The organism is Clostridium muellerianum, from assembly GCF_012926525.1.
Taxonomy (GTDB): Bacteria; Bacillota; Clostridia; order Clostridiales; family Clostridiaceae; genus Clostridium_AM; species Clostridium_AM muellerianum.
In genome coordinates this window covers 170,210-191,897 of record NZ_JABBNI010000063.1, presented here as the reverse complement: position 1 = coordinate 191,897, position 21,688 = coordinate 170,210, and the positions used below count along the sequence as shown (strand labels likewise).

Here is a 21,688-nt window from a genome sequence, read left to right as displayed (position 1 = left end):
GCAGCTCATTTTAAAATGGGTAATGACAAAGCAAATAAGAAATTTATAGATAGACTTATATTTAAGATTAAGGAAAATGGTAACAGATTAGATACTGGATTCTTAGGAACACCAATTCTATTAGATGTATTAACTAACTATGGTGAAAAAGATATAGCATATAAACTTTTACTACAAGAAGAATGTCCATCATGGTTGTATATGGTAAATCAAGGGGCAACAACTATATGGGAATGTTGGGATGCTATTAAACCAAATGGAAATAGAAATATAATATCGTATAATCATTATTCATTGGGAAGTGTACAAGATTATATAGTTCGTAAAATTGGAGGACTTGGCTCAGGGACATATAAGCTAAATATTTAAGGAAACAATTTCTGAGAGCAAAATTTGAAATTCAATAATACTTGAATTTTTATATAAGCAATATATTAATGTGTAGTATTAAATGAGAAATTCAAATAAATTGAAGATACAACAATTACATTTTTTTAGTAAAGGAAGAGATATAAATGAATAAAGATATGTGTGAAACAATTAAAAAAAGACTTATGGGTTATGCAGCTAGTGTATGTATTTTAGCAAAGGAAAGAAATGAGATACAAATTGGGCTTCAGATTCTTAATTATCCTTATCTAGATCTTATAAAGAATCCAATTGAGAAAGGGCATCCAGAAGAGGAGTTACCTTTGTTCCAATTAGCTCATGAATTATATGCAAATTTAGAGCAGTTAAAAGATGCACATATTTCTCCAATCTATGCAACGAGAGAACAACTAATTTGTCTTCTAGAAGCAATAATTACTCTTGCAGAGAATGATGCGCTAAATAGTGAAGGTAATATTTATATAAAAATGTTAAGAGAAGCTGGTGTAAAGGTAACAGAAAGAGTAGCAAAGAGAATGCCTCATGAATATTTTAAAACTAGCTATAATTATCAAACAGAAGAAGCTTTTATACCAGAGAATACGAAACTATTGATTGCAGATGGTAGTCTCTTAAAGGAACAGGAAGATACTTTAGAGTTTATAAGAAAAGCATATGAAGAGTGGAAAAGTAAACATTAATACAAGAAAGTTAAGTGCAGCAGGAAGTTTACCAAATTCTATATTGACAAATATATAATAGACTACTATACTTTATAGTAGTCTATTATATATTAGTGTATGTTACATTATTATTTAGGAGGTTTGTCTTTAAATATAGCTAACGAACTAAAATATAAAATTATGTCATTTATAGATTTTTTCATAAATGGGATAAGAAAAATTTAATTAGGAGATGGTTAATTTGAAAAAAATATTATTTACCCCTGGAATAGCCGCTATTGAAGCTTTAGGAAGTATAACTAGATTAATTGCCATAGCAGATGAAATAAAAAAAAGACAGAAAGACTGCAAAATAATATTTAGAGCTGCAGGAAGAGAAGCAGATTATGCCACATCTTGTGGATATGAAGTGGTACAAGGGTATAAACCTAAGTTCGATGTACAAAAGTTGTTACAGCAAGGTGGCAATAATGATAATAAAGGCAATTCATCACAACCTAATTTCTCTATCAGCAGTGTATGCGATGTAATAAGACTAAAAGGTCTTATTTCTAAGGAATATATAAAAAATACCTTTAAAGAAGAAATGGAGTTAGTACAGAGTTTTAAACCAGATTTGATATTCGGAGAATTTGAAACAGTAATGCCTATAGTTGCAAAGAAAATGGACATACCTTATTTTTGTACAGGTGGTACTCCAGGCAGGAAAGATTTTTCTTATTTTGGATTTTCTAATAAAACTGAATACGGATATGCAGAAAATTATAATGAACTCTTAAAGAATTTAAATTTAAAAACTATAGAAAACATAAGTGAACTTAATCAAGACTATAACTGCAGCAAAGTTTTCATTCCAAGCATACCTGAACTAGAGGATTTAAAAGACAGCTCAAAATACATATTTTTAGGCTCAGTAACACCTGAGAATTTTATAAAATCAGAGTTTAACTTTGAAAAGAAACGTCCACTAATATACGTATATTTAAGTGCTGGTGAAATAAAGCCGGATGTATATCAAAAGGTGATTTTAGATACATTTTCAGGTTCAGAATTTGATGTTATAGTTACAGCAGGAGGAAACTCTGGATTTAAAAGCAATGAGAGTTCTAATAGTAGTAATGTACACTTTATGAATATGGTTCCATCAGATAAGGTTATAAAAATGACAGATATAGCTATTCATCACGGTGGTCAAAATACCACTGTACAATGCATTGAAAATGAAGTGCTTTCAATTATTTTTCCTGGAAAACATTTCGAACGTTATTTTAATGCTGAAAAAGCTTCTGAAATAGACTGTGCATTAAATCCAGGCATAAATAATTTTAATAAGGAATTTCTTTTAAAAACATGCAGAGAAATTATTAAAGACAATGCATTTAAACAAAATCTCAAGATATACTCAGACAAAATAAAAAGCTGCGGCGGTGCGGCTAAAGCTGCTGATTTTATATTAAATTATTAAATTTATATAAAAGATTATCGGTGCTTATAAATTTGAAGATAGAAGATATGATGTTGGAGATAAATTAGGATTTTTAGAAGCAACAGTAGAGTACGCTTTAAGAAAATTTGAACTTAAGAATGAGTTTATGGAATATTTAAAAGGTATAGTGTTGGAGTAACCATACCACATTAATCTCTTTAAGTATATTAGTAGCATTGTGATCATTTGTATAGGTAATTTGGTTAATCCATAGCTATTAGCTTATTTATAGCAAAAACAGTTTCTATTGATAGAGCAGCGGAAATTGCAGAATTATCTTTAAATGATTTTATATATACATTAAAAATAAAGAAAATTCCGTGGGGTTAATATTCGGATGAAGATGTTATTCAAGATGATAAGGAAAGATTCCAAAACAATTGAAAAATTAATAAGTTATTGAGAATAAGTTTTATGTATTGTTATTGCTAGTATATTTGTATATAATTGAGGTAGAAATATGCAGAAACATGAAACATAACGCAAAAATACAATTAAAGTAGGTGAAATTTTGTTAGCTCAAGATAGGTATGCCAAAATATTAAAAATGTTAAATCAGGAAAAATCTATTAAAGTTTCAGCGCTTACTAAACTTTTTAATGTATCTATAGATACAGTAAGAAGAGATTTAGAATCCCTTGAGAAAGAAGGATTGCTTAAGAGAGTATATGGTGGTGCTGTATTGGAGAAAACTAACAGTAAGGAGCTTCACTTTACTGAAAGAGAAACTAAACATATAGAGGAAAAAAAGGAAATTGGTGAAATTGCATGTAGGTATATCAAAGAAGGGCAATCTATTGCAATGGATGTAAGTACGACTAATCATGAAATAGCAAAAGCAATGAAAAATAAATTTGATAAATTAACAATTATTACAAATTCCTTATTAATAGCAATGGAATTTTGTAATAAGGAAAAATATAACATAATACTAACAGGTGGTTTGTTAAGACAAGAAGAATTATGTATAGTTGGAAATCTAGCAGAAAACTTTATAAAAAATTTTCACATAGATACTGCTTTTATAAGTATGAGTGGAATATCAATTAATGAGGAATTAACTGACTATGGGCTTGGAGAGTTACAAATAAAAAGAAAAATGATGGAAAGAGCTCAACAAGTGATAGTTGTTGCTGATAGTAGCAAGTTTGATGTAGTATCCTTACTAAAAGCAGCAAGTTTTGATGAGATTGATGCAATAATTACAGATTCCAAATTAAATAAAAAAGTATTAGATAAATATAAAGAGTTTGGAATCGAAATAACAAATGAATAAACTTTTGCAAAAACCAGCACAATGCTGGTTTTTTTATTTTCAGTATCTCTATTTATTTCTATCCATTTCTACATTTGCACATCTTTGCGTGTTTTTGCATGTTTTTTCCGTGTTTAACTTAAATTTAACATAGATGTAATAATAACTAAACATGAAATCAATAATATAAAGGTGTAGCAGATAACGAAAGACAGAAAAGCAAAAATTAGGAGGTATCAAGGGAAAATTGAAAAAATCAGTAATAAAAAACAGTACATCACTGGCATTACTTTATTCACTTCCAGCATTAATACCACTTGTAGTGTTTTGGGTTTGGCCAATGATCAACTCGGTTTACATAAGCTTCACAAATTGGGACTACATGAGTCCGAAATGTGATTTTGTTGGATTAGAAAATTACATTAATTTATTTAACAATAGAGATTTTTACAAGGCATTATTTAATACAGTCTACTTTTCTATTGGCACAGTAATTCCTACAATTATAGGAGGGCTGGCACTAGCTTTAATATTAAATAAAAAACTTAAGGGTATGGAAATATATAGAACAATCTTATTCTCACCGTGGATTACCCCTACTGTTGCAGTTTCAATAGTTTGGGCATGGATTTTTGAGCCAAGAGCAGGACTTGCAAACTATGTTCTAGCATTACTTCATCTTCCAAAGACTCAATGGCTTCAAAGTTCATCATGGGCAATGCCTGCGGTTATTATTGTAACTGTATGGAAAAGCATAGGATGGACAATGATATTTTACATGGCAGCGTTACAAAAAGTTCCAAGCGAATTATATGAAGCAGCTTCAATTGATGGTGCATCTTCATGGCAAAAATTTAAGAATGTAACACTCCCTATGATTTCACCAACTACATTTTTCATAGTAATTATAAATACTATAAATGCTCTTCAGGCATATGACCAAATACAGGTTATGACACAAGGTGGACCAGCAGGAAGTACAAGAACGTTATTATACATGTATTATCAATCAGCATTTGAACACTTTAATATGGGTGAAGCAACAGCTGCAGCGACTATTTTGTTAATTATTATAGCTGTATTGTCATTGCTGCAATTTACTATGTCACGTAAATGGGTTCATTATTAATTATTAAGAATAAAGGATAGGAGAAAATAAGTATGGAAATTGCAATAAAAGAACAAACAAAAAAGAAAAAAGCAGAAATTAAAAAATTAAAGTTAAAAGCTTCAAATATAGTATCCCATATAACATTAATCATATTCAGTTTTTTAATGGCATTCCCATTTATATGGATGATCTCCAGTGCGTTAAAAACAAAGGATGAGATATTTAAGTTTCCACCAACATTAATACCAGAAGTACCACAGTGGCATAACTTTATAAGTGCTTTTACTTCAGCACCATTTGATCTTTATATATTCAACAGTACATTTACTGCACTGACAATAGTAATTGTACAAGTAGTAAATTCAGCTATGATAGCTTATGCTATAACGCAGCTTGAGTTTTTAGGGAAAAAGATATTATTTGCAATAATAATGGCTACATATATGCTGCCAGCAGCAGTAACTTATGTTCCAGGTTATGTAGTATTATCAAAGTTAAATTTGCTTGATACTTATACGGGATTAATTATTTCAAATGCTGTAAATGTCTTTGGTATATTTCTTATAAGACAAGCTTTTATGCAGATAAATAAAAGTCTTATTGAAGCAGCAAAAATGGATGGTGCAACTCACTGGCAGATTTTGTGGAGAATATTAGTTCCATTAAGTAAGCCTTCATTTATAACATTTGGTTTAATGAGTTTTGTAAGTAATTATAACTCCTACTTATGGCCATCATTAATTATAAAAGATCCTAAATTAAACCTAATTACAATGGGGCTAAGACAATTCTTCATACAACAAGGGGCATATGGTGTTAAGTGGCCTGAAGTTATGGCAGCAAGTGCATTGACAGTTTTACCTCTTTTAATACTATTCGTGGTAGCTCAAAAATGGTTTATGAACGGTATTGCTGATACAGGAGTTAAAGGCTAAGTGTTACATAACATTTCTATATATAAATACTATTTTACAACAATATAAAAAAATAAAAAACAAATTAAGGAGAGTTTATAATGAAAAAAATATTGAAAAGGTTTTTACTATTAATACTAGCTGTAATCACAATAACATCAACATTTGTTGGATGTGGAAAAAAACAAGAAGTCAAAGTATCAAATGGACCAGTTGAAATTGAATTTTGGTATGGACTTGGTGGTAAACTTGGACAAAATGTTGAAGGTATTATAAAGCAATTTAATGCATCACAATCAAAATATAAAGTAAAAGGTGTTGCTCAAGGAAGTTATACAGAAACATTCCAAGCTCTACAAGCAGCAGTTGCTGCAAAAAAAGAACCAGCATTGGTGCTTCTAGAAGCACCTCAGGTAGCACAACTAGCTCAGCGTAATTTATTAGCACCACTTGATAAATATATTTCAGAAGATAAAGATTTTAATAAAGATGATCTTATTGATAGTTTTGTAAAACAGGGTGTAATTAAAGAAAAAACATATTCATTACCAGCTTATGGAACTACGCAGGTTTTATACTATAGAAAAGATATGTTTGAGAAAAACGGAATTTCCCCAGATGCCTTAAATACATGGGAAGGACTTTCAGAGGCAGCTAAAAAAATGGCTGTAAAAAATGGTAATGAAACAACAGTATACGGATGGGAACCAATGTGGGGAAAAGATAACTTAGTAGATGCTGTTTACAGCAATGGTGGAAAGGTATTAAGTGATGATGGTAAAACTGTTCTTATAGATTCACCAGAATGGGTTAACACATGGGAATCATTTAGAAAATGGATTCATGATGATAAGACAATGAGAATTCACTCTGGTGGTCAGGGTTGGGAATATTGGTATGCAACAATAGATGATGTAGTTAAAGGTAGTGCAGCAGGATATATTGGTTCAAGTGGAGACCAAGGTGACCTTGATTTCACAAAGTTAGCAGCACACGAACAACCTGCTTGGAATGGACATGAAGCAAAACCAGTAGCAGAAGCAAAGTCTTTTTCTATACCTTCAATGGTTTCCTCAGAACAACAAAAGGCAGCTTTTGAATTTATTAAGTTCTTTACAAGTGCAAAAATCACTAGTGAATGGTCAATGAAAACTGGTTATATTGCAGTTAGAAAATCAGCTATAGAAGAACCAAATTTTAAGGCTTATTTACAAGCTCATCCACAGGCTTTAGTACCTATGAAGCAGGCACAACATAGTTCATCAGCATTTGCTGATCCAACAAATGGTAAAATAATTGATGCACTTAAAAAGGCAGCTGATAAGGTTGAAATTGAAAATGTATCTGTAGCAGATGCATTGAAGGCAGCTAAAGAAGAGGCACAAAAGGCACTTGATAGCGTTCAGTCAAAATAGGAGGACAATCAATGAGTATAAAAATATTTAAAAAATTAGGTGGTTCATTTGAACCACCTGTTATTACTCATAAATTTACTATTAATAAGAATTTAAAATGGTTAAGTATAGAATTAAAATATGATAAAAAGTCCCGTTTTGGATTGATATTATGGGATTCAAATAAAAAAATAAGGGCACAAATTCTTTGTACAAAATCACCTATAGTAATAGTTATTGATGAATCTGGCAAACAAAGCAGTGCATCAACACTGCCTGGTCCAATAGTTCAGGGCGAGTGGACAATTGAAACCTTTAAATTCTTACCAGAGTTAAATTGTAATATTAATGAAGATATTAATTATGAAATAGATATAAACTTAGGTACAGATGATATTAATCTTGAAGGTACTATACCTCTTGGTGAAAATATATGGACATTATATTCTGATAATACAAGTTTTTTAAGTGTTAATACATATGAATGGAACAAAAGAAAAAAAGAGGGGTTAAGATGGTATAAGGGAGATTTTCATACTCATACCACAATTTCAGATGGAAAAATGACACCTAAGATGAATATAAATCAAGCTAAAATAATGGAAATGGATTTCTTTGTTTCAACAGACCATAATATTTTATCAACTGGCTGGGTGGAAGGTGATGTTTTAGTAATACCAGGTATGGAAATAACTTCTCAAAAGGGGCATTTTAATGCACTTGGTATAAATAAATGGATAGATTTTAGACTAAATACACCAGATGGAGGTCTTTCAACCGACAGTGGAATGAATAGACTTATGACTGAAACAAAGGGAGCAGGAGGATTATGCTCAATTAATCATTCGATGATGACTCCATGGGCTTGGACGTATAAAGAAACTTTGTTAGAAAATATTGATACATTAGAAATAATATGTGATCCATCATATGAGACAAGCAATCAAGCTACAGAGGATGTATTGGATATATGGACTAAATTGTGGAACGATGGTTATAGAATATGGGGAATTGGTGGAAGTGACTCACATTTATTAGCCCATGAAACTTATATTGAAGAAGGAGAGCCTTCGTTAATTGGAGATCCTGGAACCTTTGTGTTAGCTGAAGGTTTATCAGCATCAGAAATAATAAAAGGCGTTTCTTTAGGACGGATATATGTTTCAAGGGGACCAAAGCTTGATGTAAAGGTAAAGTTAGAAGATAAAAGCTTTAATGTTGGAGGTAATCTAACAAAACTATTTGAAAACAGTGAAGAAAAAACTGTTGAGTATGTAATTGATTTATCAAATGTAAAAGATGAACTTAATATAATTTTTATAGAAAATGGAAAACGAGTTTATAGTAAAACAATAACAGAGGATAACATTATTACTTATGCGTTTAAGTGGAAGGATACTGAATATAGTTGGTTAAGAGCAGATATTAGAAATAAAGAAGGAAAATTAGTAGGTTTTATAAACCCTATCTATAAAGGATATAAGAACAAAAATTTAAAAACATGGAAAGACTTGTTAGAATTTGATGGAGGACATAATTTTGAGTAAAATAAGAGGCTTTTTATTTGATAAAGATGGAACAATTTTAGATTTTAATTCAATGTGGATTCCTGTTGCAGAGGAACTGGCAAATGAAATATGTAATGATTTAATAGATTTTTCAAAGTTAAATATTAAGGAAGAACTTTTACAATCTATTGGAATAGTTCATGGAAAGGTGGATTCAACGGGAGTATATGCCCATGGAACTGCAGAAGAAATAGCGGAGGAATTCATAAAGGTTTTTAATAGATTTAATATAAACTACGGTGATGTTGAAAATTCAAAAAAATGTATTGTTGATAAATATAATAAGATAGCAAGAGATAACAACAGGAAGGTTATTCCTGCTGCTAATCTTAAAATGGTGTTTGAAAATTTGAAAAAGCAGGGTATGTATATAGGAGTTTCTACAGCAGATACTGAAGAATCAACTGAAAGTTGTTTGAAAAAATTAGGAGTGTATCATTATTTTGATTTTATAGGAACTGACAATGGTAAGTTTAAAAGTAAGCCACATCCAGATTTACTAAATGAGTTTTGTAAAATTTACAAATTAAAGCCTCACGAAGTTGCGGTAGTAGGTGATACTAAAATTGATATGATGTTTGCAAAAAATGGGAAAGCAGGTCATGCAATTGGAGTTTTATCAGGAGTAGGTTCAGCGGAAGAACTTAATAAATTAGCAGATGTTATATATCCATCTATAGAATATCTGATTGAATATTGTTTTCAGTAATAATAATAAATTTTAAAGTTTTAAATTATAGAAAAGAATTTGTAATTTATTAAGATAAAGGAAGGTGTAATTATGGCTAAATTAAGCCTAATAAATATTAATAAGTCTTATGAAAATGGATATCATGCTGTTAAAGATGTAAATTTAGAAATTGATGATAAAGAGTTTGTTGTTTTAGTTGGTCCTTCAGGATGTGGAAAGTCAACAACTCTAAGAATGATAGCGGGTATTGAAGACATCTCATCAGGAGAGCTTTATATAGGAGACAAACTTGTTAATGAGGCTGAAGCTAAGGATCGAGATATTGCTATGGTATTTCAAAATTATGCACTATATCCTCATATGAGTGTTTATGAAAATATGGCATTTGCATTAAAGCTTAAAAAAGTAGATAAAAAGGAAATAGATAAAAGAGTTAAAGAAGCAGCTAAAACATTGAGTCTTGAAGCTCTTCTTGATCGAAAACCAAAGGAGTTATCAGGCGGACAAAGACAGAGAGTTGCTTTAGGAAGATCAATAGTTAGAGAGCCTAAGGTGTTTTTAATGGATGAACCATTATCCAATTTAGATGCTAAGTTAAGGGTAACAATGAGAACAGAAATTTCAAAACTTCATAAAAAATTAAATACAACATTTATATATGTTACTCATGACCAGACTGAGGCAATGACAATGGGAACTAAAATTGTTGTAATGAAGGATGGAGTAGTTCAACAAATTGGCTCTCCAATGACTATTTATGAGAAACCAGCAAATATGTTTGTTGCAAGTTTTATAGGAAGTCCTCAAATGAATTTTATTGACGTTAATGTCATTGAAAAAAATTATAGAGTATACGGTCTAATAAATGAAAAAACATTTGAACTACCGAAAGATATGGCAGCGAGATTAAAGAAATTAAATTATGTTAATAAGACAATAAAGATAGGTGTAAGACCAGAGCATATTTATGAAGTTCATGATGTAGAAGGAAAAGAAGATTATAATATTATGGATGCACAGGTAGAGATAGCTGAGCATTTAGGTTCAGAGACATATTTACGTTTGAATTTACAAGGTTGTAATATTATAGCTAGAGTTGGAGCAAGTACAAAGATTGAATCAGGTTGCAAAATAAAAATTGCAATTGATACAAAATGTATTCATATGTTTGATATTGAAACTGAAAAAACAATATTTTAGATATTGATTAAGTTAGAAAATTAATATGAAATTTGAAAGAATTGTACAAATGTATTTACATTGTAATTAATAAATGAAATAATAAAAATGTAAATAATAAACTGTATTATAAAAGCCTAAAAAATACTTTACTAAATTTTTAAATTAGGATCTGTAGAGGTAGCTTTAAAGCTGCAATCTATGTTAAGAAATCATAGGATTGAAAGTAAGCTTGATAAAAATAGAGGACTGGATCATGGTGCTTGGGATATCTTATATTTAATGTATCCAAAAGCAGATATACCTATTATTCAAGTATCAGTAAATCCATTTTTAGCTATGGAAAAGCAATACGAAATAGGAAGAGCTATCAAGAAATTAGGGAAAGAGGAAATATTAGTAATTGGAAGTGGTTCAACTGTTCATAATCTTGCTACAGTTAATTGGAATTCAGAAAAAACAGAAGAATGGGCATTAGAGTTTGATGACTGGTTTATTGAAGGGGTGGAATATAATGACAAGAATGCTCTGTTTAACTACAGAAAGTTAGCACTTTATGCAAAACATGCAGTGCCACGTGAAGAGCACATAGTTCCTATGTTTATAGCAATGGGAAGCGGTAATAAAGATAAGCCGAAGCTTTTACACCAAAGCTATGCATATGGAACTCTAAGTTATATATGTTTTGAATTTTAAATAATAAGGATTATTGTTTTACAAGTTATTAGACAATGAAAACTATGATGTATTATGGCCGTATTGGAGAGAATCTGATACGGTTTTTATATTTTTAAAATTCAATGATACATAAGTTCCATTTTGGGTGGAACTTATTTGTTATTTTACAAGATTAAAAACCATGTTATCGTATACACATAGAAAGGTTAGAGATAATAAACAGAAAGGAGGTTAAAAAATGAATAACTTAAATGGAAGGCAAATTGAATTTATAAACTTATTATTAGATGAGGAACAATTCAAAACAATTAAATATTACAGTGAAGTTTTAAACGTATCGGAAAAAACAATTAAAAAAGATTTAATAATAATTGAACAATATTTAAATAAGTATAAAGTTCAGTTAGAAAAGAAACATAGTGTGGGAATAGTGATAAAGGATGTTAGAAAAGCTAAATTACTTTTGCATAATAATCTTAAAGTACAGGAATTAAAGAATGAGAAGATTTCAATAAATGAGAGAAGAGTTGAAATTATTAAAGAAATGCTGGTCAAATCCAATAGTAGTACTTCTATCCAAAAATTATCTGAGAAATATTATGTAAGTAAGACTAGTATAATAAATGATTTTAAGTATATAGAAAAGTGGCTTTCCTTATTTAAGTTAAAATTAGAAAAAACAGTAGAAGGAACTCAAATAAAAGGATTGGAAGTTAATATACGCAGAGCAATTTCATCATTATTATTTGAATATTCAAACGAAAAAAAGAATGAAAAGACTATTGAAGAATTGGCAGCGCGTTTAGACGTAGTTACTTTAAATGGATTATCAGAGCTTTTTGAAAAACATAAAATTATATATGTTAATAGACTCTTACTTGATTTAGAAAAAAAATATAATTGTAAAATAGATGACCCATATTACACTAATTTATTAACTCATATTCTAATTTCAATGGAAAGAGGTTCAACAGGAAAGTCTATATTAAAAAAAGAAAAGGTTGGGGACTTTAAATCAGAAAAACATTACAAAGAAGCTGTTTTATGTATTGACAAAATTAATAATGATTTTGGAATGGAATTAGATGAAGCTGAAGTTTATTATTTGTATCAGTATTTTGTATCATTTGGGTTAATTAAGGAAGTAATAGAAAGCCAAGATAAAGTATTAAACAAATTAGATTATATATCCATAGAATTTAGAAATATGATGACTAAATGTATAGAAGAAATTTTGCAAATAAATATTACAAATGATCAGGATATAATGTATAAATTATTGCTTCATATACGACCAATGCTAAATCGTATGGAATATGATATCCAAATATCAAATCCTCTTATTAATGAAATAAGAGAACAATATCCTATTCTTTTAAACGTGTGTAAAGCTGCTGCACTCATGGTATCTTATCAGCTGAAACAAAAAGTAATTCCTATGGATGAAATTGGATATTTAGCAGTATATTATCAGTTAGGGCTAGAGAACTCTTATATAAAGAAAAGAATCTTGGTAGTTTGTCACAGTGGTTATGGAACATCACAGCTCCTAAGAACAAAGCTTAACAGGTACTTTCCAGAACTTGAAATTGTGGATAATATTTCCACCAATAGAATCAAGAACAGAAATGTTGATGATATTGATTTTGTAGTTACAACAGTTCCATTAGAGTTTGAAAGTAAGCCATATATACTAGTATCAACATTTCTAAATGAATACGATATTAAAAATATATCTGATTTTCTGCTTAATAATAAAAATAAACATGAAAGAAAAAAGGTTACAACAAAACTTATTGGAGAGTATTTGCAGGAAGAATTAGTATACTTCAACATATCAGAAAGTGATGTAAAAAAAGAAATTAATAAAAATTATAAAACCTGTATTGCTTTTAATGCAATAAATATTGATAGAAATTTAAAAATACAGTTAGGGTTTCATAAAAGTCAATGTATACTTGGACTTTCTATAAATGATATAGAGAATAATGAAAAACAGTTAACTTTTTATATTGCTGTGGGAAGTATTGAGTTAATGACTCACATGTTGAAGGAAATTGTAAATTTTGATATCAAGGAAAACTATGCAAACTATTTAAGAAAGTGTACTAAGAAAAAAGATGTAAAGCAATATTTTGCATTAAATAGCAAAGGTGGGGGAGAAATGGATATAAATTTAGCTAAAGTAATAAAGAAAGAAACAATAAAGTTAAACATGGAAGCAACTACAAAAGATGAAGCATTAAAAGAACTTACGGAATTATTATATGATACTGGAGTTCTTTCTGACAAAGAAGCATTTTTGAAAGACGTATATTATAGAGAAACTTTAGGCGCAACAGGAATAGGAAATAAAATAGCAATTCCTCATGGAAAATCTAAATTTGTTAACAAAACATCAATAGCTTTTGGAAAAACGAAAGCTGACGTTAAATGGGAAAGCCTGGATGATAAGCCCATACATTTTATTATTTTATTTGCTGTAACTGAATCGGATAAAGACAGCGTTCATGTTAGATTGCTTTCAAAAGTAGCAGGAAAACTAGGAGATGACGAGGTGTGCGAAGCATTACTAAATGCAGCAACTCCAGAAGAGGTTTATGAAATATTTACAAGAGAAGAGGAAGTTTAATCATTGTCTAATATTATATAAACATTAAAAATAAGGAAGGAGAAATTTATATGAAAATTGTAGGAATAGCGGCTTGTACATCTGGGATTGCACATACTTATATAGCAAAAGAAAAACTTATACGAGCAGCAAAAGCATTAAACCATGAAATTCATGTTGAAACTCAAGGAACAATTGGAACAGAAGATGAACTTACTCCAAAGGATATCAAAGAGGCAGATGTAGTAATTATTGCAGCTGATATTAAGGTAGGAGGTAGAGAAAGATTTAAAGATAAGAAGGTTATTGATGTTTCAACAGAAATTGTAATAAAATCTCCTAAAGCACTTATTAATAAAATTCAACAAGAGCTAGGTTTGTAAAAAATATTTTAAAATAATAAAGATTAAAGAATGAGAGGAGAACTTATGATGTTAAAAAAGTTAGAGTTAAAAAAGCATGCGATGACAGGGATATCTTATATGCTTCCGTTAGTTGTAGCTTCAGGTTTGCTAATTGCTATTGGTAATTTAGCAGGTGGAAATCCAGCATTAATCTCCGATTATAAGAAGGCTTATACTATTTGGCAGGCAGCAGTTTCATTAGGGGTTTTTGGTATGGGATTATTGCCAGCAGTTATGGGTGCTGCTATTGCATATTCTATTGCTGATCGTCCTGGTATTGCACCTGGTTTATTAATGGGTATGATAGCAAATGCTATGGGAGCTGGTTTCCTTGGCGGAATGCTTGGTGGTTATCTTGCAGGTTATTTTGTAAACTTTTTAAAGAAAAACTTAAAGGTACCTGTATGGGCACAAGGTTTATTACCAATGATGATTATTCCGTTAATATCATCTGCAGTCATAGGGTTAGTCATGTTCTTTGTAATTGGCGGACCAATAGCTGTAGCTTCAGCAGCACTTACAAATATGCTTAATAATATGCAAGGTGGATCAAAGGTCATATTTGGTATTATTATGGGTGCCATGGCAGCATTTGATTTCGGCGGACCTGTTAATAAAGTAGCTTCACTTTTCGCTGATGGATTATTATTACAAGGTGTTTATGGACCAGAAGCTATTAAGATATGTGCATCTATGATTCCTCCTTTTGGAGTTGCATTATCCTGGGTAATAAGAAAAGCAAGATATACCAAAAATGAATCAGATAATATAAAAATTGCTTTCCCAATGGGAATATGTATGATTACTGAAGGCGTTATTCCAATTGCAGCTGTTGATCCTCTTCGTGTAATTTTCTCTTGTTCTTTTGGAGCAGCTGTTGGTGGGGCAATAATCATGCTGTTAAATGTTGGATCACCAGTTCCTTCTGGTGGAATGTTTATTGTACCTGCTATGCAAAATCCAATTGGTTTCTTAATTGCTTTAGGAACTGGATCTGTTATTACAGCAATTTTACTTGTAGCCCTTAAAAAAGATGCAGTAGAAAAAGTAGTTGAAGAAGAGGATGAAGAGGAAGAAGTGGATTTATCAAGTATAAAAATAAAATAATTAGGAGAAACAAAATGTATGTTTCAATGAATGATATGCTGAAAAAAGCAAATAAAGAAAACTATGCAGTTATGGCTATTAATTGTTTTAATTTAGAGACTGCTAGGACTGTGATTAAAGCAGCAGAATTGGAAAATTCGCCTATTATAATTAATATAGTTCAGGAACATTTGCTTGATCATTGTGATAGTGAATTGATAGCTCCTATTGTAAAAACTTTAGCTAATAGAACATCTATAAAAGTATCACTAAATTTTGATCATGGACAGGAAGTTTTGTTTATAAAAAAAGCAATAGATGATGGTTTTTCTTCTGTAATGGTAGATGCCTCACGTTTTGGATTAATAGGGAATATTAGTATGACTAAAGAAGTTGTAGACTATGCCCGTCCTAAGGGAGTAAGTGTTGAAGGGGAAATTGGATGCTTGGGATGTGCAGAAGGCTCAGCATTTACAGCTGATGACATGTATACCAATCCAGAAGAAGCATTAAAATTTGCCAAAGAAACTGGCATTGATGCACTAGCTATATCAATTGGTACCTCTCATGGAAATTATCCAGAGGGAATGATTCCAAAGTTTGATTTTGAAAGATTAAAAACTATTAAGGAATTAACCAAAATGCCATTGGTTCTTCATGGTGGCTCTGGTTCTGGAAAAAATAATATTTTAAAAGCAGTTAAATATGGTATTAATAAAATAAATGTTGGCTGTGATTTTATGAATGCAAATGTCCAAGCTATTAAAGATAGATTAAAAGAGAATCCAAATGTTAATTATTATGTTTTAATGCATCAAATTGAAAAAGATAGTATTGGTATTGTAAGAAATTATATTAAATTATCAGGATCAAATAACAAAAATTAATGTTAAAAATATTTAAAATCAAAAATTAAAATAAAAGGGAGAATAGTATTATGTTAATAAATATGAAAGAATTATTATCTGTAGCCCAGGAAAATAAGTTTGCTGTGCCAGCCTTTAATACAAGTAGTTGTATGATTTTAAAAGGTGTTATGGAAGCTTGCAGAGAAAAGCAAGCTCCAGTAATTATTGCAATACATCCAGACGAACTATCATTTGTAGAAGACAGCTTTATAGCAAGTGTAAAAGAAGAAGCCTTTAAATGTAATGTACCAGTAGTTATTCATTTAGATCATGGTGCAACCTTTGAACAAGTTCTTAGAGCAATAAGATGTGGATTTACATCAGTAATGATTGATGCTTCACATATGACCTTTGAAGAAAATATAGCTATTACTAAAAAAGTAGTTGAAGTAGCACATCCACTTAATGTTTCAGTTGAAGCAGAGCTTGGAACTATAGGTACAACAGGAAATGGAGGAGAAGGTGGAGCTGATAAGATAATTTATACAGATCCAGAAAAAGCAAAAGAGTTTGTTGATAGAACAGGAGTAGATACATTGGCAATTGCTATTGGAACATCTCATGGAATTTATCCAAAAGATATGAAGCCAAAATTAAAATTAGATTTATTAAAAACTATAAGAGAAATAGTAGAAATTCCATTAGTATTGCATGGTGGGTCAGCTAATTCAGATGATGAAATTGCTGAATCTGTAAAATTAGGAATATCCAAAATAAACATTTCCAGCGACATAAAAGATGCATTTTATAAGAAATGTCGAGAAATACTAACAGAAGATTTAAGTGCTCGTGAACCAAATGCTATTTATCCACCATGTATACAAGCTATGAAAGAAGTAATTTATCATAAAATAAGTTTATTTAATGATGAAGATAAAGTAAAATATTATAAATAGAGTATGATAAGAATAGATTGTCTTAAATAATTTTCGAGATATAATATAGTCTGTGAAAACTTCATTTCAGCATTTAATTATATGAAATAAAGTGGACACAGACTATGTTAATTATCCAGGAATATCAGAACAAGGAGGTAGATAATATGTATAAGATAGGAATTGATATTGGAGGTACGCAATTAAGATGTGCCATTTTTGATGAAGATGGAAAAATTATAAAAAAGGTAAAATTTCAAAATGAAAAAAATCTTGGGTGTGTAAAAAATTTAAACAAATTAATTGATTTTATTAATATTCAAAAAGAAGATTATAAATTCAATGGAATCGGAATTGGGTGTCCAGGTCCATTAGATATTAAAAAAGGTAGAATCTTAAACCCTCCCAATTTAGCTGACTGGAATGAATTTAATATTGTTGAGTTTTTTGAAGAAAAAACTCTTATAAAGACAAAATTGAATAATGATGCTAATGTTGCCGGGCTTGCTGAAGCCATATATGGATTTGGCAAAGGATATGAATCGGTATTTTTTATCACAATATCAACTGGAGTAGGTGGAGCATATATACTAAATAATAAGATAATAGGTGGAGCTAATTCTGCAGCTGGGGAAATTAACAATATTATTATTAATGAAGATAAATATTCACATAATGGTTTAAATGCTGGAGGACTAGAAGGTCAATGTAGTGGCACTAATATTGCAAGAATAGCTAGTGAAAAATCAAATAAAAATTTAAATGCAAAAGATGTTTTTGAATTATATTATTTAAAAGATAAAATAGCAATACAAGTTATAGAAGATTTTTGTGAAAATATGGCTAAAGGTATTGCTAATATATGTGCAGTAGTAGATCCTGATATTTTTATAATAGGAGGCTCTGTTGCCATTCATAATCCTGAAATAATTAGTATTATAAAAGAAAAAACTATGTCCAAGGTTCATAATCTTGAAACTTTAAAAATAGAATTAGCAAAATTTCAAGACGATGCTGGTTTAATAGGAGCTTCACAATTAGTTTAATTGTTAGTTATAGGTATGCGTGGAGGAAGAGGGAATTATATACAATAGCGAATTTTAAAGGTTATGCTTTGCCTCCACCAATGAAATCCACGATGCATATGACCGTATTGGAGAAATTCAATACGATTTTTTAGTTTGAAAATTTTAATCTAAGTGTCATTATAAAATATATTTTATCACTGGTTATATTTTATGAAAATTATTAAAATATTTATAATTACTTATTATAAATATGATAAAGTTAGATGATATAATAATTTACATTAGTAGCAAGTGGGCATTGATTTTTTATAGTTAAATTTTTAGTATTCATCGAAGTAATGTAAGATTTAATTTTGATATTGGATATCTATAGTTTAAATAATAAGGGAACTATAAAGTATTGTAGGTGATAATATGGAATCTAAAATAATAAAAATAATAAGTTCTGAAGATAAAAAAAATCCTTATACCGATGAGGAAATTGCTAAACAGCTTGGAATCCTAAGAAAAGTTGTTACGGAATACAGAAATGAAAATGGTATACCTGATTCAAGACAAAGAAGAAAAGAGCTTATACTTAAGGATGCAGTAGAAATTATTAAAAAAGATAGAAACATATCTGATAGGAATTTTACAAAAGAATTAAATGAAAAAGGATATAATTTAGCAAGGTATGCAGCATCAAATATAAAAAAAGAAGCTATCTTAATTCTTGGGGAAAGCTATAATTTATCAGAGGATGCTGCTATAACGTCATATGGAGAAAAACAAAATGTAAATTTAAAAAGTAAAGCAGAAATAGTGAATAATAATACCATGATACACAAGGAAAATAGAGCACAAGTTATAAAGAAGCATATTGACTATAGAGAAGATGCAAACAAAAAAGAGACTTTTGATCCGTTTAAATCTGTAATAGGATGTGAAGGAAGTTTAAGACTTCAAGTAAATCAAGCAAAGGCAGCTATTTTATATCCTCCAAAGGGTCTTCATACATTATTGTTAGGGCCATCGGGAGTTGGAAAAAGTCATATGGCTGAGGTGATGTATAAATTTGCAGTAACTACGAAGAATTTCTCGGATAATTCAATCTTTATGGTATTTAATTGTGCAGATTATGCTGATAATCCTCAGTTGTTATTATCACAATTATTTGGCCATAGCAAAGGAGCATTTACTGGTGCAAATGACAATAAAAAAGGAATTGTGGAGTTATGCAATGGTGGAATATTGTTTCTAGATGAAGTTCATAGGTTACCAGTAGAAGGGCAGGAAATACTCTTCTATTTACTTGATAAAGGAAAATTTAGAAGGTTAGGTGAAACGGAAACAACAAGAGAAAGTAAATTAATGATTATCGCTGCGACCACTGAAAATCCCGAGAGCTCACTACTTTTAACCTTTAGAAGAAGAATACCTATGATAATTCAAATACCTTCTGTTAATGATAGATCTCATGATGAAAGGTTTCAAATAATAAAGAACTTCTTTTTAAACGAAAGTATTAGATTAGGTAAGGATGTATTTGTTAGAAGAGATGTTATAAAGGCTTTTATGACCTATGATTGTCCAGGCAACATAGGTCAGCTTAAAAGTGATATTCAGGTTTGTTGCGCAAGAGGATTTCTATATTCTACTCTTAATAATAAGGAAGATGTTAAAGTTAACTTTGAACATGTACCTGATAATGTGAAAGAAAGAGTATTAAATTCCAGCTTGAAAGATGAGGAACTTGAAACCTATACTATGGAAGATATAATAGTCTCATCTAATGGGGTTAAGGTGTTGCACAGGGATGAATACAGTTCTGTAGGAGATAATAATATTTATCAGTTTATTGAGAATAAATACAAAGAATTGAAAGCAGATGGATATAGTGACATTGATATTAATAAACTAGTAGGCCAGCAGGTGGAGAATGAACTTATGAGAGTTGCATCTTTTGCAAATTTCTGTGCCCAAAATACACAGGAGGTAATAAATATTATTGGGGAAGAAATATTGAAGATTACAGAGGATGTTTTTGAAATAGCAAAAAAACATATCAATAAACTACAAAGAAAAGTAGTATATCCATTGGCAATTCACCTTAGCTCTACCTACGAGAGAATATTAAATAGAAGAGAAGTAGCTAATCCAAATTTACAGATGATTAAAGATGAGTACGAGAAGGAATATGCCATTGCCACTAAGACTTCACAAATAATAAATAATAGACTTAAGATTAATCTGTCGGAGGATGAAATTGGATTTATTGCTATGTACTTAAAGCATTTCCAAGGTGAAGAAGAGCAGGATGAAGGAAGAGTGGGAGTAATAGTTTTATCCCATGGAAGAGTAGCATGTGGTATGGCTGAAGTGGCTAATAGGTTACTAGGAGTAAAGCATGCAGTTGGGCTAGAAATGGATCTTAGTGATTCTCCAAATATAATGTTAGAAAAAACAATGAAACTTGTAGAGAAGGTTAACCAAGGTAAGGGATGTATTTTGTTAGTGGATATGGGTTCTCTTACAACTTTTGGAGATATCATAACTGCAAAAACAGGGATTCCAACGAGGGTAATTGGAAGAGTAGATACTTTAATGGTATTGGAGTGTGTTAGAAGGGCTCTGCTTCCAGAAGATACTTTAGATAGAATTGCTGATGAAATAGACAATAAAAATTATATTCATAGAGGTGTCAATGTTGAGACAAAAGATATAAACAAGGTTATAATCACTTTATGTATAACTGGTGAGGGAGCTGCTACAAAAGTAAAGGAATACATTGAAGGTACTATGGCAGACAGTATTAAAGGTATAGATATTATACCACTTGGTTATATGAATGATGATGATATTACATCCACTATAGATAGAATTTCTAAAAATAAGCGAATAGTAGCAATAGTAGGAACTATAAATCCAGAATTTAAAGAAATTCCTTTCATATCAGTAGAGGAATTAATAACAGGCAAATCTACTGGAAAGTTGAGAAAGCTTATTAATAATAAAAAAGTATATAAGAATAATCTTTCAGAAGTAATACCGCCTGAATTTATTTTTCCACAAGAAAGTTATAAATATAAGGATGAAGTTTTAGATGAAATGGCAGGAAAATTAATTAAGGCTGGTTGTGTAGAAGAAGGGTACCTGTTAAGTGTGTATAAGAGAGAGACTTTAGGAGGCACATATTTAAAGGGAGGGATAGCTATTCCACATGGAGACAGTAGATTTGTTACAAAACCAACCATAGCTGTTACAAAGTTAGCCACTCCAATAAATTGGGATGGGATAAACAATATAGATTTAATTTTTATGATTGCTTTAAAAGAAGATTCAAAAGATTATTTTGAACAGTTATATAGAGTAATATCAAGTACTGACATGCTTCAGAAAATAAGAAAAGCAAAAGATAGAGAAGAAATTATGGACATTTTATTTAAAAATACAATATCAGCCAAGTAGT

Annotated in this window: 19 protein-coding genes and 1 pseudogene; all 20 read left to right on the top strand. The window is 30.2% G+C overall.

Annotated features, from left to right (window positions below; genetic code table 11):
• Positions 1–15: 15 nt before the first annotated feature.
• The 20 genes and pseudogenes from HBE96_RS21720 (at position 16) to HBE96_RS21630 (ending at position 21,687) form a co-directional block, all read left to right on the top strand.
• Positions 16–369, top strand: coding sequence for an alpha-L-rhamnosidase-related protein (locus tag HBE96_RS21720; RefSeq protein ID WP_243187029.1), 354 nt, complete (start codon positions 16–18; stop codon positions 367–369).
• A gap of 146 nt (positions 370–515) precedes the next feature.
• The gene (locus HBE96_RS21715) at positions 516–1,070 is read left to right on the top strand and encodes an alpha/beta hydrolase fold domain-containing protein (RefSeq protein ID WP_169299790.1); all 555 of its coding nucleotides are present in this window, start codon (positions 516–518) and stop codon (positions 1,068–1,070) included.
• A 223-nt stretch (positions 1,071–1,293) separates the two neighbouring features.
• On the top strand, positions 1,294–2,517 hold the full coding sequence (locus HBE96_RS21710; RefSeq protein ID WP_169299789.1) for a glycosyltransferase: 1,224 nt from the start codon (positions 1,294–1,296) through the stop codon (positions 2,515–2,517).
• Positions 2,518–2,539: 22 nt separating this feature from the next.
• A pseudogene (locus HBE96_RS27010) lies at positions 2,540–2,677 on the top strand (UTP--glucose-1-phosphate uridylyltransferase); the annotation flags it as partial.
• A 71-nt stretch (positions 2,678–2,748) separates the two neighbouring features.
• Positions 2,749–2,868 carry a UPF0175 family protein gene (locus HBE96_RS27005; protein ID WP_169299885.1) on the top strand — a complete coding sequence of 40 codons (120 nt, stop codon included), beginning with the start codon at positions 2,749–2,751 and terminating at the stop codon, positions 2,866–2,868.
• 181 nt (positions 2,869–3,049) lie between these two features.
• Positions 3,050–3,814 carry a DeoR/GlpR family DNA-binding transcription regulator gene (locus tag HBE96_RS21700; protein ID WP_169299788.1) on the top strand — a complete coding sequence of 255 codons (765 nt, stop codon included), beginning with the start codon at positions 3,050–3,052 and terminating at the stop codon, positions 3,812–3,814.
• Positions 3,815–4,040: 226 nt separating this feature from the next.
• Complete coding sequence (locus HBE96_RS21695) at positions 4,041–4,922, top strand: carbohydrate ABC transporter permease (protein WP_243187028.1); 882 nt, start codon at positions 4,041–4,043, stop codon at positions 4,920–4,922.
• 32 nt (positions 4,923–4,954) lie between these two features.
• Positions 4,955–5,839 (top strand): carbohydrate ABC transporter permease, encoded by an 885-nt coding sequence (locus tag HBE96_RS21690; protein ID WP_169299787.1) that lies wholly within the window; start codon positions 4,955–4,957, stop codon positions 5,837–5,839.
• Between the two features lie 80 nt (positions 5,840–5,919).
• Positions 5,920–7,233, top strand: a complete 1,314-nt coding sequence (locus HBE96_RS21685) for an ABC transporter substrate-binding protein (RefSeq protein WP_169299786.1) — start codon at positions 5,920–5,922, stop codon at positions 7,231–7,233.
• A gap of 11 nt (positions 7,234–7,244) precedes the next feature.
• Positions 7,245–8,759 (top strand): CehA/McbA family metallohydrolase, encoded by a 1,515-nt coding sequence (locus HBE96_RS21680; RefSeq protein WP_169299785.1) that lies wholly within the window; start codon positions 7,245–7,247, stop codon positions 8,757–8,759.
• Positions 8,752–9,489 carry an HAD family hydrolase gene (locus HBE96_RS21675; protein ID WP_169299784.1) on the top strand — a complete coding sequence of 246 codons (738 nt, stop codon included), beginning with the start codon at positions 8,752–8,754 and terminating at the stop codon, positions 9,487–9,489. The genes HBE96_RS21680 and HBE96_RS21675 overlap by 8 nt, the downstream gene beginning before the upstream one ends.
• Positions 9,490–9,561: 72 nt before the next feature.
• Positions 9,562–10,671, top strand: a complete 1,110-nt coding sequence (locus HBE96_RS21670; RefSeq protein ID WP_169299783.1) for an ABC transporter ATP-binding protein — start codon at positions 9,562–9,564, stop codon at positions 10,669–10,671.
• A gap of 135 nt (positions 10,672–10,806) precedes the next feature.
• A complete protein-coding gene (locus HBE96_RS21665; RefSeq protein ID WP_342590215.1) occupies positions 10,807–11,346 on the top strand; it encodes a DODA-type extradiol aromatic ring-opening family dioxygenase in 540 nt (179 codons plus the stop codon).
• Positions 11,347–11,566: 220 nt separating this feature from the next.
• Entirely contained in the window at positions 11,567–13,960 is a 2,394-nt protein-coding gene (locus HBE96_RS21660; RefSeq protein WP_169299782.1) for a BglG family transcription antiterminator, read from the top strand.
• A 50-nt stretch (positions 13,961–14,010) separates the two neighbouring features.
• Positions 14,011–14,322: a PTS fructose transporter subunit IIB gene (locus tag HBE96_RS21655; RefSeq protein ID WP_169299781.1), complete on the top strand. Its 312-nt coding sequence runs from the start codon at positions 14,011–14,013 to the stop codon at positions 14,320–14,322.
• Positions 14,323–14,370: 48 nt separating this feature from the next.
• Positions 14,371–15,450, top strand: a complete 1,080-nt coding sequence (locus HBE96_RS21650; RefSeq protein ID WP_169299780.1) for a PTS fructose transporter subunit IIC — start codon at positions 14,371–14,373, stop codon at positions 15,448–15,450.
• Positions 15,451–15,464: 14 nt separating this feature from the next.
• On the top strand, positions 15,465–16,316 hold the full coding sequence (locus tag HBE96_RS21645) for a class II fructose-bisphosphate aldolase (protein WP_169299779.1): 852 nt from the start codon (positions 15,465–15,467) through the stop codon (positions 16,314–16,316).
• A 50-nt stretch (positions 16,317–16,366) separates the two neighbouring features.
• Positions 16,367–17,233, top strand: a complete 867-nt coding sequence (locus HBE96_RS21640) for a ketose-bisphosphate aldolase (RefSeq protein ID WP_169299778.1) — start codon at positions 16,367–16,369, stop codon at positions 17,231–17,233.
• 146 nt (positions 17,234–17,379) lie between these two features.
• Positions 17,380–18,258 carry an ROK family protein gene (locus HBE96_RS21635; protein ID WP_169299777.1) on the top strand — a complete coding sequence of 293 codons (879 nt, stop codon included), beginning with the start codon at positions 17,380–17,382 and terminating at the stop codon, positions 18,256–18,258.
• A 396-nt stretch (positions 18,259–18,654) separates the two neighbouring features.
• Complete coding sequence (locus HBE96_RS21630) at positions 18,655–21,687, top strand: sigma 54-interacting transcriptional regulator (protein WP_169299776.1); 3,033 nt, start codon at positions 18,655–18,657, stop codon at positions 21,685–21,687.
• Position 21,688 lies beyond the last annotated feature (1 nt).

Bases quoted from the DNA above. Each gene is read 5' to 3' on its own strand.
- HBE96_RS21720 (WP_243187029.1), top strand. From the start codon at position 16: ATGGGTAATGACAAAGCAAATAAGAAATTTATAGATAGACTTATATTT.
- HBE96_RS21715 (WP_169299790.1), top strand. From the start codon at position 516: ATGAATAAAGATATGTGTGAAACAATTAAAAAAAGACTTATGGGTTAT.
- HBE96_RS21690 (WP_169299787.1), top strand. From the start codon at position 4,955: ATGGAAATTGCAATAAAAGAACAAACAAAAAAGAAAAAAGCAGAAATT.
- HBE96_RS21685 (WP_169299786.1), top strand. From the start codon at position 5,920: ATGAAAAAAATATTGAAAAGGTTTTTACTATTAATACTAGCTGTAATC.
- HBE96_RS21680 (WP_169299785.1), top strand. From the start codon at position 7,245: ATGAGTATAAAAATATTTAAAAAATTAGGTGGTTCATTTGAACCACCT.
- HBE96_RS21670 (WP_169299783.1), top strand. From the start codon at position 9,562: ATGGCTAAATTAAGCCTAATAAATATTAATAAGTCTTATGAAAATGGA.
- HBE96_RS21660 (WP_169299782.1), top strand. From the start codon at position 11,567: ATGAATAACTTAAATGGAAGGCAAATTGAATTTATAAACTTATTATTA.
- HBE96_RS21655 (WP_169299781.1), top strand. From the start codon at position 14,011: ATGAAAATTGTAGGAATAGCGGCTTGTACATCTGGGATTGCACATACT.
- HBE96_RS21650 (WP_169299780.1), top strand. From the start codon at position 14,371: ATGTTAAAAAAGTTAGAGTTAAAAAAGCATGCGATGACAGGGATATCT.
- HBE96_RS21645 (WP_169299779.1), top strand. From the start codon at position 15,465: ATGTATGTTTCAATGAATGATATGCTGAAAAAAGCAAATAAAGAAAAC.
- HBE96_RS21640 (WP_169299778.1), top strand. From the start codon at position 16,367: ATGTTAATAAATATGAAAGAATTATTATCTGTAGCCCAGGAAAATAAG.
- HBE96_RS21635 (WP_169299777.1), top strand. From the start codon at position 17,380: ATGTATAAGATAGGAATTGATATTGGAGGTACGCAATTAAGATGTGCC.
- HBE96_RS21630 (WP_169299776.1), top strand. From the start codon at position 18,655: ATGGAATCTAAAATAATAAAAATAATAAGTTCTGAAGATAAAAAAAAT.